Source organism: Exiguobacterium sp. CH10 (genome assembly GCF_018617635.1).
Lineage (GTDB): Bacteria > Bacillota > Bacilli > Exiguobacteriales > Exiguobacteriaceae > Exiguobacterium > Exiguobacterium aestuarii_A.
Window position 1 is genome coordinate 969,672 of record NZ_JACSKO010000001.1, and the last position, 15,108, is coordinate 984,779.

At 35.0% G+C, this 15,108-nt stretch carries 13 protein-coding genes and 1 pseudogene; all 14 read right to left on the reverse strand.

Annotation, left to right across the window (positions count from 1 at the left end; translation table 11 throughout):
• Positions 1–229: 229 nt before the first annotated feature.
• The 14 genes and pseudogenes from KNP04_RS04810 to KNP04_RS04875 all read right to left on the reverse strand — a co-directional run bounded on the left by KNP04_RS04810 (position 230) and on the right by KNP04_RS04875 (position 15,066).
• A complete protein-coding gene (locus KNP04_RS04810; protein ID WP_214874852.1) occupies positions 230–682 on the reverse strand; it encodes a serine O-acetyltransferase in 453 nt (150 codons plus the stop codon).
• A gap of 5 nt (positions 683–687) precedes the next feature.
• Positions 688–2,196, reverse strand: coding sequence for a murein biosynthesis integral membrane protein MurJ (gene murJ / locus KNP04_RS04815; RefSeq protein WP_214874853.1), 1,509 nt, complete (start codon positions 2,194–2,196; stop codon positions 688–690).
• Positions 2,197–2,239: 43 nt separating this feature from the next.
• Positions 2,240–2,398: pseudogene (locus KNP04_RS15525) on the reverse strand (DapH/DapD/GlmU-related protein); the annotation flags it as partial.
• A 350-nt stretch (positions 2,399–2,748) separates the two neighbouring features.
• Positions 2,749–4,053: an O-antigen polymerase gene (locus KNP04_RS04825; RefSeq protein ID WP_214874855.1), complete on the reverse strand. Its 1,305-nt coding sequence runs from the start codon at positions 4,051–4,053 to the stop codon at positions 2,749–2,751.
• A gap of 9 nt (positions 4,054–4,062) precedes the next feature.
• A complete protein-coding gene (locus tag KNP04_RS04830) occupies positions 4,063–5,151 on the reverse strand; it encodes a glycosyltransferase (protein WP_214874856.1) in 1,089 nt (362 codons plus the stop codon).
• A gap of 17 nt (positions 5,152–5,168) precedes the next feature.
• Positions 5,169–7,088, reverse strand: coding sequence for a heparinase II/III domain-containing protein (locus tag KNP04_RS04835; RefSeq protein ID WP_214874857.1), 1,920 nt, complete (start codon positions 7,086–7,088; stop codon positions 5,169–5,171).
• Entirely contained in the window at positions 7,036–8,343 is a 1,308-nt protein-coding gene (locus tag KNP04_RS04840; RefSeq protein WP_214874858.1) for a glycosyltransferase family 4 protein, read from the reverse strand. Before KNP04_RS04840 ends, KNP04_RS04835 begins: the two co-directional genes overlap by 53 nt.
• Positions 8,321–8,971, reverse strand: a complete 651-nt coding sequence (locus KNP04_RS04845) for an acetyltransferase (RefSeq protein WP_214874859.1) — start codon at positions 8,969–8,971, stop codon at positions 8,321–8,323. Before KNP04_RS04845 ends, KNP04_RS04840 begins: the two co-directional genes overlap by 23 nt.
• Positions 8,972–8,973: 2 nt before the next feature.
• Positions 8,974–9,597 (reverse strand): sugar transferase, encoded by a 624-nt coding sequence (locus KNP04_RS04850; RefSeq protein WP_251129827.1) that lies wholly within the window; start codon positions 9,595–9,597, stop codon positions 8,974–8,976.
• Positions 9,594–10,733 (reverse strand): DegT/DnrJ/EryC1/StrS family aminotransferase, encoded by a 1,140-nt coding sequence (locus KNP04_RS04855; protein ID WP_214874860.1) that lies wholly within the window; start codon positions 10,731–10,733, stop codon positions 9,594–9,596. The genes KNP04_RS04850 and KNP04_RS04855 overlap by 4 nt, the downstream gene beginning before the upstream one ends.
• 18 nt (positions 10,734–10,751) lie before the next feature.
• Complete coding sequence (locus KNP04_RS04860; RefSeq protein WP_214875166.1) at positions 10,752–12,572, reverse strand: polysaccharide biosynthesis protein; 1,821 nt, start codon at positions 12,570–12,572, stop codon at positions 10,752–10,754.
• 279 nt (positions 12,573–12,851) lie between these two features.
• On the reverse strand, positions 12,852–13,619 hold the full coding sequence (locus tag KNP04_RS04865) for a tyrosine-protein phosphatase (protein ID WP_214874861.1): 768 nt from the start codon (positions 13,617–13,619) through the stop codon (positions 12,852–12,854).
• Between the two features lie 15 nt (positions 13,620–13,634).
• Positions 13,635–14,351: a CpsD/CapB family tyrosine-protein kinase gene (locus tag KNP04_RS04870; RefSeq protein ID WP_214874862.1), complete on the reverse strand. Its 717-nt coding sequence runs from the start codon at positions 14,349–14,351 to the stop codon at positions 13,635–13,637.
• Positions 14,344–15,066, reverse strand: a complete 723-nt coding sequence (locus tag KNP04_RS04875; RefSeq protein WP_214874863.1) for a YveK family protein — start codon at positions 15,064–15,066, stop codon at positions 14,344–14,346. The genes KNP04_RS04870 and KNP04_RS04875 overlap by 8 nt, the downstream gene beginning before the upstream one ends.
• Between the last annotated feature and the right edge of the window lie 42 nt (positions 15,067–15,108).

Genomic DNA, 15,108 nt, shown 5'->3' on the forward strand with positions numbered 1-15,108 from the left:
CTCGGGACGGATCAATCGAGCACCGGGAGACAATCAGTTCGATTCAACAGGTGAGTGACCAATCGCATCTGTTTCATAGTTTAGGAAAGAAAATTGAATAGATTTTGAAACGACGACTTACCAACATTGCGTAAGAACCACTCCTATTTTGCACTATACATCCAAATAACTGTCGTAGTTTTTTATACGCTTTTGAGATACTTTCACATAAGTTCAATTACTAAAAATTTTAGTTCCTATTAATTCCAAAAGTATGAATTTCTTCATCATATTCTCTTATATATTTGGCAGGTATTCCTGCAAAAACTGAATTATCCGGTATATTCTTATTTATCACAACTGAATTCACGCCTATCACAACATTACTACCAATATCAGAGCTTATAATCCTTGCGCCGGCTCCAATGTATACATTGTTTCCTATTTTCGATCTTCCAAATCCAAAATTCCCTCCTAATGTAACATTTTGACCAATTATTACATTGTCACCTATTATCATTTGATCTTGAATAACTACTCCAATTCCACCATATGCACATCTAGTGTTCTTACCTATCACAACTGAAGGTGGAATACTTGAGTTGAACACAAAATATGTAATATAATAAATCAACTTGGGTAAAAAAGGTATTTTGTTGACATAAAAATAGTGTCCCACTTTTTGGAGGTTAATAGCATTCATATAATTCAATCCCCTTTTTGTAATCTTTTAATTATTAGACTGAATACGTTTTTCCCAAGAATACCGCTATAGTTAATAGCAGCCAAATAAACACTAATAGAAATTACAAGCATAGTTATAATATAAATATCTTCATTTATAAATTGAAAACTAAGAAATAAAAATAATGCAAGATATAAATTGTACAGAATAATTATTTTGAAATCATTTCCAAATAATTTAAATAAATCTATTCCATATTTACTTTTCAACTCATTTATTAATAAGTAACACACAAATATTGCTGAAACACTTGTGGAAAGTGCAAGACCTTTTAAACCAAAGTAATAGGAAAGTATAATACTTAAAGTTATATTTATTACAATACCGTAAATTGAATTTATCATAGGAGATTTACTATTTTCGAATGAGTAAAATGCTCGTGTAAGAATTTCCCTCAACCCTATAGCTACAATTCCTATTGAATAAAATCTCAAGCTTTCTGAAGTTAAAATTATTGCTTCACTGTCAAATTGTCCTCTTCCAAATAATAATTCGACTATATTTAATGAAAAATAAAACGTAACTATCATGACTGGAGTAAGTATAATTAATATTAATTTAAATGAGTATACTAAGGTGTCTTCTACTTTTTCAATTTTCCCAGAGTTAATATATCTACTTAACTGTGGATAAATAACTGTAGAGAGAGACATGACTAAAATACTTAGAACAAATGAGTTTAACCTATCTGCATAGTTTAAGGCAGAAATACCACCTTCAATAATTGTTGAAGCTAGAGTTTTATCAATAAGAACGTTTAATTGTATGACAGAAAGTCCCAAGAGTAATGGAGCGGAAATTTTAGATAATTCTTTCAAATTCTCATCTTTCAGATTAAAGATTAGTGATCTATCCAGTCCGTTAGACTTAGCGTATTTGAGTGTCAAAATATGCTGAAGAAATATAGCAAATAACCCGCCCAACACTAATATATATTTCATTCCAAAAAAATCTGAAGATATAATCGAAAGTACAACTAAAAAATTGAAAATAAAACCAAATAAAGAAACCATTAAAAATTTATTTTTTAACTGTAAAAAAGCAGAATACACTGAGATCGCGCTCAAGGAAATTAAACTAATAATTGTAATTCGTGAAAATTGAACTGCCAAATCTAATGTAGAATAATCAAATCCGATTGCAAATACTCTAACAATCTCATAAGCAAAGACTTGAAAAATAATTACCAACATAATTGTAAACAATAAGAATAAATTAGTTAAATTATTTGTAAATTTTAAAGCGAAGTCTTCACTTTTATTAACTGATATTCGTTGGGTTATCGGAATATATCCAATTGAAATTGCAAGACCGAATAAAGAAAATAAAATGAAGGGTATTGTTTGAGAAACAAAATAGGCATCAGTTATTAATGATGCACCATAATAATATGATAAAGCTAATTCTCGAATAAATCCAAAGCCCTTTGATAACAATGAAATTATCATTAAAAATACTACTGCTTTTTTCATATAGTTACTCCAGTGCGTTATTATTGACATCTAAAGGGGTACTTCTAAACTTAATAACCCTTGCTGGAACTCCTGCCACTACAGAAAAATCTGGTACATTTTTTGTGACAACAGAGCCGGCAGCTAATACTGCCCCCATTCCAACTTTAACGCCTGGCATAATTTGTACACCGTGACCTATCCATACGTCATCTCCAATCTCAATACTCTTTTCACCATGTCCTTGTTCCAAAATAGTTGATTGAGAGTCTTTGTACAAATGATAATCAGTTCTTATATGAATATCATTTGATAATAGACAGTTCTCACCTATAATGATTTTACTTCTTTCCCCTGCGAGTAAAAGCCCACTTGATACATAAGTATTTAGTCCTATATGAATATTATTCGGATTTCTAATTATTGTTTTCGGACCAATCCATAGAGCTTTTGAACCATGCTTATTTATTTGAAAAGTTTTATACTCCTTTAAAGAAAAGTCAATAATCTTCCTGATATTTTCAAAAATAAATCCTAAAGAGCAAAATATATATTTCAAGTTAATCACCCTCATTAATATTTTATTAATCTGATTTTATTAAAGATCAAAACTGCAGATAGAATAACTAAAGTAACTATAAATGAAAATATCGCATTGTAAATCGATCCTCTTCCAATAACAACGTACATTATACCAATAGATACGTACAAAACACCTGAAATGTACTTTTTAGAATTTAATATTAACTTATCCATCAATATCACAAAAAAAGCACATAAAAAGCCTACAAAAACACCTGCAAATCCAAAATTAGCGAAAGAATCACCAAATAGAGTAGGATGCATCGAAAAGTTATCATTAGAGTAATTATTCATCCAAGCTTGTCCCATAGTAATTGCAAAGTCAGGAGGTTTTATACCACTGATAAGGAATCCAGGAATCAAAATAAAAAATAATCTCTTATATGTATTTCCTTCTCCAAAACCAGGAAAGTCATTATTATAAGTTATGAAGTAGTAAAAAGCATTTCTTAGACCTAGTTCACCATCACCATTCAATAGCATACTAATCACTAAATCATTTATTTCAAATATACTTAATTCGCTAAACAACCCTACTCCGCTTCCATATAGTCTGATCAATCTTAAAAAGTATATAAGATAGATAGAAATTATCCCTACTATCCCCCCAAATAATAAATATTTTTTTTTGTTCTCAGACTTTAAAATTACATATGTTAATAAAGAAACTAACAGTGGTAAAACTGTAATACGGTTACCTGTTAACCAAACATAAAATAAAATTAAAAGTATCATAATAATACTTATTGTTCTCTTTCCTCTAACCAAATACATAAAAAGTATTGGAGATGATGCAAAATATAAAAATTGTGAAAAACGGTATAAATTAAAAACACCTTGTTCTTTATTCAAGTTATAATATCCTAACCAAGAAGCTCCCGAAAGACTTCCGAAATGACTAATTGTATGAATAATCAGCAATAAGTTGCTCAAAACAAAAATGGCAAATAGAGTTTTCATTAAGCGTTGTACATTTATATTTTTATCATTTGTTAGGTCAGACAAAATATTTACAGTAGTGTTGGAATTCATAAATTCACTTTTAAAAGATAAACTTGAAACAATTATTCTAGTAAAAATATAAACTATGCAAAACACAATTACATATAAACTTGCTATAGTTAAAACTTCTTCAGAAAAGTTTTGATTTCTCCAAATAGTAGACAAAAAATGGGGTATAGCAAATAATACCGTAAGAGTCCCCCAAAGAAATGATGCTGAACTTTTTAGACGAATTTCATACCCGAAGATCCCTAAAATAATGAGTAACTGTAATATACTTAAGAGTTCATTCATACGCGCTCCTTAAATTACTTTATTAAAGAGTTCATACTCTTTGTTGATAGTACTTTCTACCAAAAATTTCTTGGGAATATCTTTAGAATTTATATTTAACTCAACCATAAATTTATCAACGTCCATTTTTGAAAATGAATTATTAGAAATTAATTTTACATTGTCAAAGCCGCTAAAAATCTGTCTACAAACATCGATATCAGATGTTATTAACGGAATTCCAAACGTAGCCATTTCACATGCCATCACGCCCTGTGCATCCGCCCTAGTAGGCATTAATGCGACCTTTGATTGGTTAAGAAATTCAATCACTTCTTCATGGGTTAAATGCTTCTCAATTAAAACTATGTTTTGTGGTAGTTTATAATGATTAAAAAATTCACCTTTTCCAACAATACAGAATTTAGATTGTTTATTTTTTTCAGCTAAACTAACAACTATATCAATCCCGTATTTAGATTTATCTAACATATTTCTAATAGTAATATAATCATACTTTTTCTCAATCACAGTATCATATCTTTGTTTTTCAAATATTGAACCAATACTATTGTAAATCACATGACTTTTTTTATTAACTATCTCTTTAGGTAATTTAAGCTTAATATATTTGTCAAACATATCTTGCATCCATTCACTTACAAAAACCATTTCAATTTTATAAATATGTTTCTCGATAAAGTTTCTTAGAATACTTAACTTAATTTCATCATAAATGTTCTGAGTAACTTTTTTTAGTTTTGAGGATTTAGTGACATAATGAAATGCTTCGGGGTATATTTCATTTGATTTCAAAACCTCATGTCCATGGAAAAAGAAAATTAAATTCTTGATTTTTCCCATGTTTCTTTTTAAAAATAAATAATGATTTCTTAAGTTTGGTGCATGAGAAACGACAATGTCATAATTACTTACATCAACATTATTTTTTGTAATTACCTGTATTCCATCAATACAATAAGCTATAGGTGTACTAAATGACATCACCGTAACTTCAAGACCTTTTTTTACATACTCAATATTTCTTGTATGAATAAAGTACTGAGCAACATAACCATCAGGTCTAGGATAATCAGTAGCTAAAACTAAAATTTTCATTAAAGTATTCCCTCCATTTATAACAATTCAATCACTGTTGAAACTTCGAACTCGTTTTTTTCTAGCAAAGGATGAACGATAAATAATTTATTTATTTCTTCCTTTTTAAAATAATATTTACTTCGATAAGATTTTTCTAGTTTTAAAACCCCATTCGATTTTATTTTTGCAATGATCTTACTAGAGTTTTTTATTGAAAAGATATGAACTTCATTATTTATTATTTTTAGTGGATTAGGTATATTAAAAACTACACTTAATTCACCAAGCTTTGTATCAGTATTTAGTTTTATTGAATCTGTAATTAAATGTTTATTTTGATGTATAAAAATTTCACGTTGGTGAAAATACCCATTTTTTGAATAAAATGACCCTCTGAAATAATTATTGTCCAGTTTTACATCTTTTTTTTCGGTCCAATTATATATAAAAAAAGGAGGACGTCTTTCCATTTGGTCCAATTCTCCAACTTGAACAGTGTTATGACCTTTTGTACTTGCCAATTCTAACCCTAATGAACTTGCATATGAAAAAGACCCTGAGTCACAAAGCAAATTTTCCCCTCGATGCCATAAATCAAGATGTAGTTGATCCATTTGAGCAGGTCTAGATTCAAAATTTTGTAGTACAATCATTGAATATCCAAAATCGTGTGACAGTTTGTACAAACCATAGTTATCATACCGCTTATTTTTTTTTGCATTATACTTAGAATTATCCAAGAGATGATTAGCCTTAGAAAACCAAATAGACTCCTCTAAATAATTTTTATCATTCATTTCACTTATATCAAATAAATTTGTATCATTTAAATAATTCCAAAGAGCATTTATTTGTGGAGAGTAATTACTATAATCCACTGATGAAACAGGAAACAGCAAAGCTCCATCATTTGAACCATAATTGGGCAAAAAACTATTCTTTACAAGGAAATCTCTCATCATTTTCAAGGAATTATTAATTTTTTTCGTATTATTCGTAGTTAGAGTAAAATTAGTTTTTGGAGATATCTTTAAGTTAAACAGAATAATTTGAAATACTAACCTTTGATAATTAAAGGAATACTGTATATATCCACCGTCATCGAAAAATTGATTATCGATTTCCTTATTCAATAACTCACAATTTTTTTTCATCTCTTTTTCATTACCCAATACGTATGAACCAATGATTAAACCGGTAATTTCAGATATTGTATGATTATTTTTTATACAATTTTTTGCATAAGAAAAATTATTAATGATTTTGTTATAACTATCTAAAACTATTTTTTCTACATTACGTCTATCTTGTTCAGATGTTAAATTTAATTGGTTAAAAAAGTTATATCCAATTATAATATTTATCATCCTAAATGAACTTTCTTGACCACATTTATAATTTGGACCATAAGAAAACTCATTGGAGTCTATCCACTCTTGAACTTGAGACGAAAAGGCCACATAAAATTTCTTATCGTTTGTTAAAAGATAAGCTCTCATAAAATAAAATAGATGAGTAAATCTTGAAATTTCCCAAACTAATTTAATATCTCCAGATCTACTGTTAAAGTCTTTGATCCTATACCATTTTTCATATTTAATAAATTGATTAGTAACAGGGTTTAAATTCCAATTTATTGGCGAACCATAGTCTAGATCTAAATGTGAAAAAGCCAAAATCTTACCCTCTATGGCATTTTCAGCCAATCTGACTATTTCTTTTTTCGTCTCAATATCACAACTATCCAGATGTGCTTTTATTCCTTCAATATCTAAATTAATAAGATTAATCTGAAGTTGCTCTTTATTCTTTTTAGTTTTCTTATCTAGTATTAACTCCAATTTCGAGTTTTTATTTAATGCAAATATTTTCAAACTGTATAATGTACGATGAAAAAACCACTTATATCCGTATTCCATTATCAAGCTTTTCGCTAATTGATATTTCTTTGTCATGTTTTTCAATCACCTCAACTAACTTATTAGTTAATATTTTGAAATCAAAATCTTTTGCTGCACTTAGAGAATTTTGTGACATTTCATTGTATTCTTTTTTTGAAAGATTTTTTATCTGAATAATTGCATCTGCTAACTCTATAGCATCCCCTTTTTCTAACTCTAATCCGCATTGGTATTTTTTTATCAAGGAATAGCCCATCTTAACAGTAGATATGATAGGTTTCCCTGATGCCATATATTCGAACAGTTTATTGGAACTATTTCCTCTTTCCCAATTATAATTTTCCCCAGAGTAATTTAATAAATTTACTGAGGAATTTTCTAGAATAGATGGAATATATTTTTTTTCAACAAAGCCTTTAAGCTTAACATTTTTCAGTTCATTCTCTTCAATGTACTGTTGGATTCTTTCTTTTTCATTACCTTCACCATATATTAGAAACTCTATATCATCATATTGTTCTAACAGTTTTGCGGCTTCTACAATTTTATCGATACCATTAACTGGCCTAATTGATCCACAATATACGACAGAAAACGCCTGTTTAGAGTCATCAGAAGAATAATTATTAATTGCGTATTTCATTTTAATTTTATTAAATTCATACAAATCAACTCCGTTGTTGATATAATGAATTTTATCCTTATTTATGTATCCGCCGTGTTCTATTAACCATTTTCTTTCTTTTAAATAGTCAATATCACCTTCTTTTGTGAAAATTATTGAGTCTGCCTTTTCATATATCCATTTTTCTCCCCTAATAAGTAGTTTTCCTAGAAAGCTATTTTCATCGAGTTTATTGAACTGAAAAATTGCTTCCGGCCATAAATCTCTGACTTCACATATACACGGAATTTTTAAACGTTTGCCTATCTGTAGACCTGCAACCATTGTTAATGGGTGTACACTTGATGCTATAATTAAATTTGGTTTACCCATTTTTTTTATAATTTTTTTATAATTTTTAATTAATGATACGTAAAAAAACACCATATTTTTTATTCTGTCCATACCATTTCCTAAAGCAGGTGTTGTTTTTAGAAAAAGAAAATCTATACCGTTCTTTTGTTTGATTAGAACTTTTTCTTTTCCCATTTCGATAATTTCATGTTTATTGTGAAAAGTATTTGCACATATTATTAAAGGATCATAACCCATTTTCTTCAAATACTTTACAAACCAATAATGCCTTCCACCTTCATTTATATACATATCACTAGCATAATGATTAATTAACCATATTTTTTTCATAACATTCCCTTTCAGATTTTAGTTTTGAAGGTACCCCTACGTACACTCCTGATGATTTCAAATTATCTATAACGACAGAACCAGCTCCTACAATACAGTTATTCGTTATATTGATATTATTAATAACTTTAGCACCTACTCCCATCCAAGTATTTCTTTTAACTTTTACACTCCCCCCTAAAATCACTCCAGGTGATAGATGAACAAAGTCTTCTATCACACAGTCATGATCAACAGATGATGAAGTATTCAGGATACAACCTTTTCCGATTGTAACTGAAGGATTGATGACAACTCGCGGCATAATTACAGTTCCTTCTCCAATTTTCACATCTAATCCAATCGAGGCACTAGGATGAATAATTGTCGCCATACACGCTTGAATATCGAGTAGTGATAATGTTATTTTTTCACGAATCTGTACATCACCGATTCCGACAATGAACTTAAAATCATCCGCATATAAATATGCGTTAGTTGTTGAGTCAATTACAGGAAAGCCTAGAACAGTTTCTCCAACTTTTGCATCATCTAAAAAAGAAATGCTTCTCCATGCTCCAGAGTCGTTTGCCATACTCGCAATGACTTTCCCATGACCGCTCGCACCAATTATGAGTAACTTATCCATTTTCACTTCCTTGACCCTTTAAACGGTTCGACTGTGACATGATCTGATGAACTAATACCTTCACGAATTAAAACTTTTTTAATTGTTAATAGGAATAATTTAATATCAGTGGTGAAAGAAATGTTTTTTACATACTCTAAATCAAGTGAAAACTTTTCTTCCCACGTTAATAAATTTCGCCCACTTACTTGTGCTAACCCTGATAGTCCTGGACGAACGTTATGTCGCTTCTTTTGATCAGGAGAATAGAGTTCAAGATACTGTACTAATAGAGGTCTAGGACCAATAAACGACATATCTCCTTTTAAGATATTGAATAGCTCTGGTAACTCATCCAATGATGTTGCTCTCAAAAAACTACCGATTTTTGTTAAACGAAGATGATCTTCTAATAGCTCACCTTTACCATCTCGTTCATTCGTCATTGTTCGAAATTTATACATTTTGAAAACTTTCTCATTTAATCCGGGTCTTGCTTGAGTAAATAAAATTGGGCGTCCGATTTTCACAGCTACTATCACCGCAGTCATAAGAAAGATCGGACTTAAAATAATAATTGCAATTAAAGCTAACAGAAAATCCATCACACGCTTAAGTTTATGTTCGTATATTTTATCTAGTTTCATTTTTTCCATAACCCTTTAATGATTGAAGTCACTTGTGTTAAGTCTTCGTCAGTCATCTTTGTATCTGAAGGCAAACAAATCCCCGTCATAAACAGTTTTTCAGAAACTTCGTTACCCACGAAATCATAGTCTTCGAAGTATGGTTGGAGATGCATCGGTTTCCACACCGGACGGGATTCAATATTATATTGTTCGAGTTCATTCATCACGTCTATTGAAGATATATCGCCTTCGATTGTCGCACATGATAACCAATAGTTTGGCGAATCCCATTCATTCACAGGCATAAATGTAATATCTTCGATTTCAGATAATTGTGTTCGATAAAACTCAAAGATTTCTTTCTTTCGCTGGACACGTTTCTCAAGTACTTTTAGCTGACCTCTCCCAATTCCGGCGACCACATTACTCATTCGGTAATTAAAACCAAGTTCACTATGCTGGTAATGTCTTGCCTGATCTCGGGACTGCGTAGCCCAAAAACGTGATTTCGCAATAGCCTGCTCGTTATTTGAAATCAACATTCCACCGCCAGAAGTTGTGATAATTTTATTTCCGTTAAAGGAATATACGCCATAGTCGCCGATTGTGCCAGTTGGTCGTCCCTTATAGAAACTTCCCAAACTTTCAGCTGCATCCTCAATTACAGTTACTTGATACTTACTACAAATCTCCATAATGCGATCCATATCTGCAGACAATCCATATAAGTGAACTACTAGCACCGCTTTTACATTTGGATACTTTACGAATGCCTGCTCTAGAGCATCGGGATCCATGTTCCAGGTTTTATAATCACTATCAATGAAAACTGGGATAGCATTTTGGTAAATAATCGGATTGGCCGTCGCTGAAAAAGTCAGAGTAGGACAAAAAACGATATCACCTTCTCCAACTCCTGCAGCTTTTAAAGCCAAATGTATGGCTGCGGTACCTGAGCTTAGCGCTGCTGCCGCATTAACCCCAACCATTTCTGCCAATTCATTTTCAAACCCGTCGACATTAGAACCTAAAGGAGCAATCCAGTTTGAATCAAATGCCTCTTTTACATATTCTTGTTCGTATCCTTCATCACTCATATGAGGTGAAGCTAAGAAAATGCGTTTTGCAGTCTTTAGTTGTTTTTTAATAGTCATTTAATGAAACTCCTCATGTCATATGGTTTGTTTATATGTTGCATCAGTTGAAACCAATTGATCATTCGCCCAATTCACAAGGTATAGACTTAATGCCTCGTCCGTCATCAATTGATGCATATTTTCTAGTTTGCCACGTAAATCTGGCTCTTCTGTGACAATTCCTGTGAAGATTTTCGGATAGACTGCTTCTGGATGCACTTCGCCTTCTTTCAACAATTCCTCATACATCTTCTCCCCAGGACGAATACCGCTGAACGAAATTGAAATCTGTTCTTCCGTAAAACCACTGAGTTGAATCATATTGCGTGCCAAATCGACAATCTTCACTGGTTCTCCCATATCCAAGACAAACACTTCCCCACCATTGGCGAGCGTTCCCGCTTGAATGACAAGTCGACTTGCTTCTGGAATGGTCATGAAATAACGCGTCATATCTGGATGCGTTACTGTCACAGGACCACCTTTAGCGATCTGTGATTTGAATAATGGAATAACAGATCCCCGGCTTCCTAATACGTTACCGAATCGAACAATCGCATACTTCGTTTCACTTGATTTCGCTAAGTGTTGGACAACCATCTCGGCGATCCGTTTTGTCGAGCCCATGACGTTCGTCGGGTTGACAGCTTTATCCGTAGAAATCATCACGAAGCGCGAGGCACCATACTCATCGGCCATCTCCGCCACATTCTTCGTTCCATAAATATTGTTTTTCACCGCTTCGTGCGGGTTTGCTTCCATTAAAGGAACATGTTTATGAGCTGCTGCGTGGAAAACGAGATGCGGTGTGTAGGTCACAAACACTTCTCGCAAACGCTCCGCGTCTTGAATATCTGCGATAACTGGAATCAGTTCAGCTTGAATCTTCGATTCGCGTAGTTCACGTTCAATGAGATAAATACTGTTCTCACCATGACCGAGTAATAACAAGCGATCCGGGTTGAACTTTAAGATTTGGCGACAGATTTCGGATCCAATCGATCCACCAGCACCTGTCACCAAAACCGTCTTCCCTTCGACCTCTGCCTGAATACCTGTAATATCTAACTCGACCGGTTCGCGGCCGAGGAGGTCTTCGATGGATACTTCGCGCATTTGATTGACAGAGATTTTACCCGCGGCCACTTCTTCAATCATCGGAAGCGTGTGTACATTCGTGCAAACCTTCTTCGCACGTTGAATCAGTGAAACTCGTTCTTGGTAACTCATGGACGGGATCGCAAATACGATTTTATCGATAGCTTCATTCTCGACAACTTCCTCAAGTTGTTCGAGCGTCCCAAGGACTTTTACGTCATTCACTGTTAATGTTTGAAGATGCTTATTATCATCTATAAACCCGATCGGATTCATTCGGTGATTATTAGAATGCTTCATCTGACGAACTAACATCCGCCCAGCCTGACCGGCTCCAATGATGAGCGTTCGCTTTTCGTCTTTTCTTCGCTTTAACTTTCGCCCTCGTAAAATAGGCATTTGATCTTGTTTCCACGTTACGTAAATACGAGAACCGAGACGAATTCCACCTAACATGAGTAACGAGAGACAAAAGCTTAAGAACAGCATCCGCTCCATCGCTTCACCGTAAACAGCGAATTGAAGTATGTATAACAGGAGAGTGCTCGAGGCGAGTGTCATCGCCAAACGAACTGCTTCTGTCATGCTCGCAAACCGCCAAGCAACTCGATACAAGCGACTGATGCCTGCCATAACAATGAAAATGGCACTATACGAAATAGCTGTCTCGATAAAATGATTGCGATCGATATTTTGAATGAACTCTAATGGATACAAGAAAAAATAAGAAATGAACATGGCAGATAAAATGGCGAACATATCTAAACTGACAAGTACACCTGTACGTAACGACTTACGACCTAAATCAGGTATCGACAATGATTATCCCTCCTTAAGAATTTAAATGTTTGTCTAATTTGGTCAATTATAGAAAAAAGGATGCTTTTAACATCCTTACTAAAATATATTCTAAGGTTAACACTTTTGACCTAATGAAAAAACCAAGGAAAGGGAATTAAAACCTATTTTCGTTCGACAAGTGTCGACAAAAATCACAAGAGTCATTAATTGTCAACTAATTATGTAAAAATAGGGTAATTACTTCTTCCATTTCCCTCGCCAGTTCTTCGTCGGTAAAATAGGTGGATCAACGAAAACAAATTCATCTTTTAGGACCGCTTCTGCGTTCTCCGTCAACGTCTCCCAACGTCCCGCTCCCAATTCTTCCGTAACCGCTTGTCTTGCGGCTTCCCAGTAAAACGTACGCCGTCCTGTACTATGCGCATCTGAGGCAACGAGCTGGCTCAAGCCGTTTCGTAAGAAAACGAATGCAATCTCTTTCACATTTTGACCGAACTCGCCTGTTAAACTACTCGTCGTCACTTGTGACAACGCGCCTGATGACACAAAGTCCATCAAACGTTTTGGGTTGGTCGCCAGTTCTTTATTTCGTTCTGGGTGAGCGATGACAGGTGTATAGCCTTCCGTTTGTAATCGGAAGAACAATTGCTCGGCATAAGCCGGTACCGTATCACTCGGGAACTCAACAAGGACGTAGCGTGATCCGGCGAGCGAGAGTGCTTCCCCGTCTTCTAACGCCTGAACGAGATCACCGAACACGCGAATCTCTTGTCCCGGATAAATGTCGAGCTTGATTCCTTCTTGATGTAAGACGTTTTGAAGTGTTGCTGTAGCTTCTTGAACGTTCAAGTCTTCCGTTTCAAATTGAGGGTGAAACGCGTGGGGGGTGACCACGATTGCGGTCACCCCTTCTTCTACGGCGCGTCTCGCCATCTCGATTGTTTGTTCGACCGTTCCCGGACCGTCATCGACGGCCGGGAGAAGATGACAATGGATATCAATCATGGCGTGATTCTCCTTTTATTCGTATGCGTAGTAATAGTAGTAATCATCGCTGCCTTGTGGCTCGCGCTTGTTGAGGACGACACCAAGGATGTGCGCATCCGCTAAGACCAACTGTTCTTTCGCTTTGACGACCATCTGACGGTCTGACTTGTCGCAACCGACGACAAGGACGACGCCGTCTACTTTGCGTGCCAAGAGGCGCGTGTCTGCCACTTGCATCATCGGTGGTGCGTCCAAGATGATGACATCGTAATGTTCTTTTAATTCATTGAGCGTTCGGTCCATCATCTTCGACGAGAGTAACTCGGACGGGTTCGGTGGGATTGGTCCCGCTGCCATCAGTTCCAAGTTTTCGACTTGCGTCGAGTGGATTGCTTTATCGAGTGTTGTCTTCTTCGCAAGAACAGTCGAGAGCCCAATTCCATTTGAGAGACGGAACGTGAAGTGAGCAGTCGGACGGCGCATATCACAGTCCATCAATAAGACGCGTTTGCCTTGTTGGGCATAGACGACGGCCAAGTTGGACGCAGTCGTCGACTTCCCTTCGCCTGACGACGAGGATGTGATTGCAACTGTCTGTAACTCGTCATCCACTGCGGTGAACTCGAGGTTCGTTCGGATGGTCCGATACTGCTCCGAGATTGGCGACTTCGGTTTATAGACCGTGATCAAGTCACGACCTGTTTTATCGTACTGAATATGTTTTGATTTCTTTTTTCCAAACTTAAACACGGACCTCTTCCCCCTTCACCTTCGCTTGACGTTGTTGTTGCATCTCAACACGATCGATGACCGGGATAGACCCGAGTACCGGAAGCTCGAGAATCGTCTCGACATCTTGTTCCGTCTTGATGCGGCGGTCGAGCACGACTTTAAGGAAGGCGATGGCGACACCAATCATCATCCCAAGCACGGCTGCAATCGCTGTATTGAGTAAAATGTTCGGTTTGACTGGGAACATCGGGACATTCGCATCCGATAACACCTTGACGTTGTCGACGCTCATGAGTTCAGGCACTTCTTTGGAGAAGACGCGACCAATTTCATTGGCGATATCCGTCGCGATGACCGGGTTCGTATGTTGGACAGCAATGTTGATGACTTGTGAGTTTTGTTCGCTATTCACGGTAATCAAATTACTGATGTTTTCAGGTGCCCCGACGACATTTTCCTGCACTTGCTCGAGGATCGCTGGACTTTGAATAATGACACGATATGTGTTAACGAGTGTGACCGACGACTGGATTTGACTGCTGTCAATCATGTTGTTTTGTGATTCTTTTGGTGCGACGAGCACTTGTGTCGACGCCTCATACGTCGGGCTGATCACAAATGAGCTCACTAAAAAGGCAATGAGTGCTGCGAGAATGGTTAAACTAGCGATGAGCCACTTGCTCCGCTTCAAGATGGAGAATAATTCTCCGAGGGAAATCGTTTCTTCGTTCATATTCCGTCCTTCTCTCCTTTGTGCCGGTAAATTCACTGCTGG

Excerpts from the sequence above, each read along its gene's own strand:
- KNP04_RS04810 (WP_214874852.1), bottom strand. The coding sequence starts at position 682 with ATGAATGCTATTAACCTCCAAAAAGTGGGACACTATTTTTATGTCAAC.
- KNP04_RS04865 (WP_214874861.1), bottom strand. The coding sequence starts at position 13,619 with ATGATTGATATCCATTGTCATCTTCTCCCGGCCGTCGATGACGGTCCG.
- KNP04_RS04825 (WP_214874855.1), bottom strand. The coding sequence starts at position 4,053 with ATGAATGAACTCTTAAGTATATTACAGTTACTCATTATTTTAGGGATC.
- KNP04_RS04845 (WP_214874859.1), bottom strand. The coding sequence starts at position 8,971 with ATGGATAAGTTACTCATAATTGGTGCGAGCGGTCATGGGAAAGTCATT.
- KNP04_RS04840 (WP_214874858.1), bottom strand. The coding sequence starts at position 8,343 with ATGAAAAAAATATGGTTAATTAATCATTATGCTAGTGATATGTATATA.
- KNP04_RS04850 (WP_251129827.1), bottom strand. The coding sequence starts at position 9,597 with ATGAAACTAGATAAAATATACGAACATAAACTTAAGCGTGTGATGGAT.
- murJ (WP_214874853.1), bottom strand. The coding sequence starts at position 2,196 with ATGAAAAAAGCAGTAGTATTTTTAATGATAATTTCATTGTTATCAAAG.
- KNP04_RS04860 (WP_214875166.1), bottom strand. The coding sequence starts at position 12,572 with ATGTTCGCCATTTTATCTGCCATGTTCATTTCTTATTTTTTCTTGTAT.
- KNP04_RS04830 (WP_214874856.1), bottom strand. The coding sequence starts at position 5,151 with ATGAAAATTTTAGTTTTAGCTACTGATTATCCTAGACCTGATGGTTAT.
- KNP04_RS04875 (WP_214874863.1), bottom strand. The coding sequence starts at position 15,066 with ATGAACGAAGAAACGATTTCCCTCGGAGAATTATTCTCCATCTTGAAG.
- KNP04_RS04855 (WP_214874860.1), bottom strand. The coding sequence starts at position 10,733 with ATGACTATTAAAAAACAACTAAAGACTGCAAAACGCATTTTCTTAGCT.
- KNP04_RS04835 (WP_214874857.1), bottom strand. The coding sequence starts at position 7,088 with ATGACAAAGAAATATCAATTAGCGAAAAGCTTGATAATGGAATACGGA.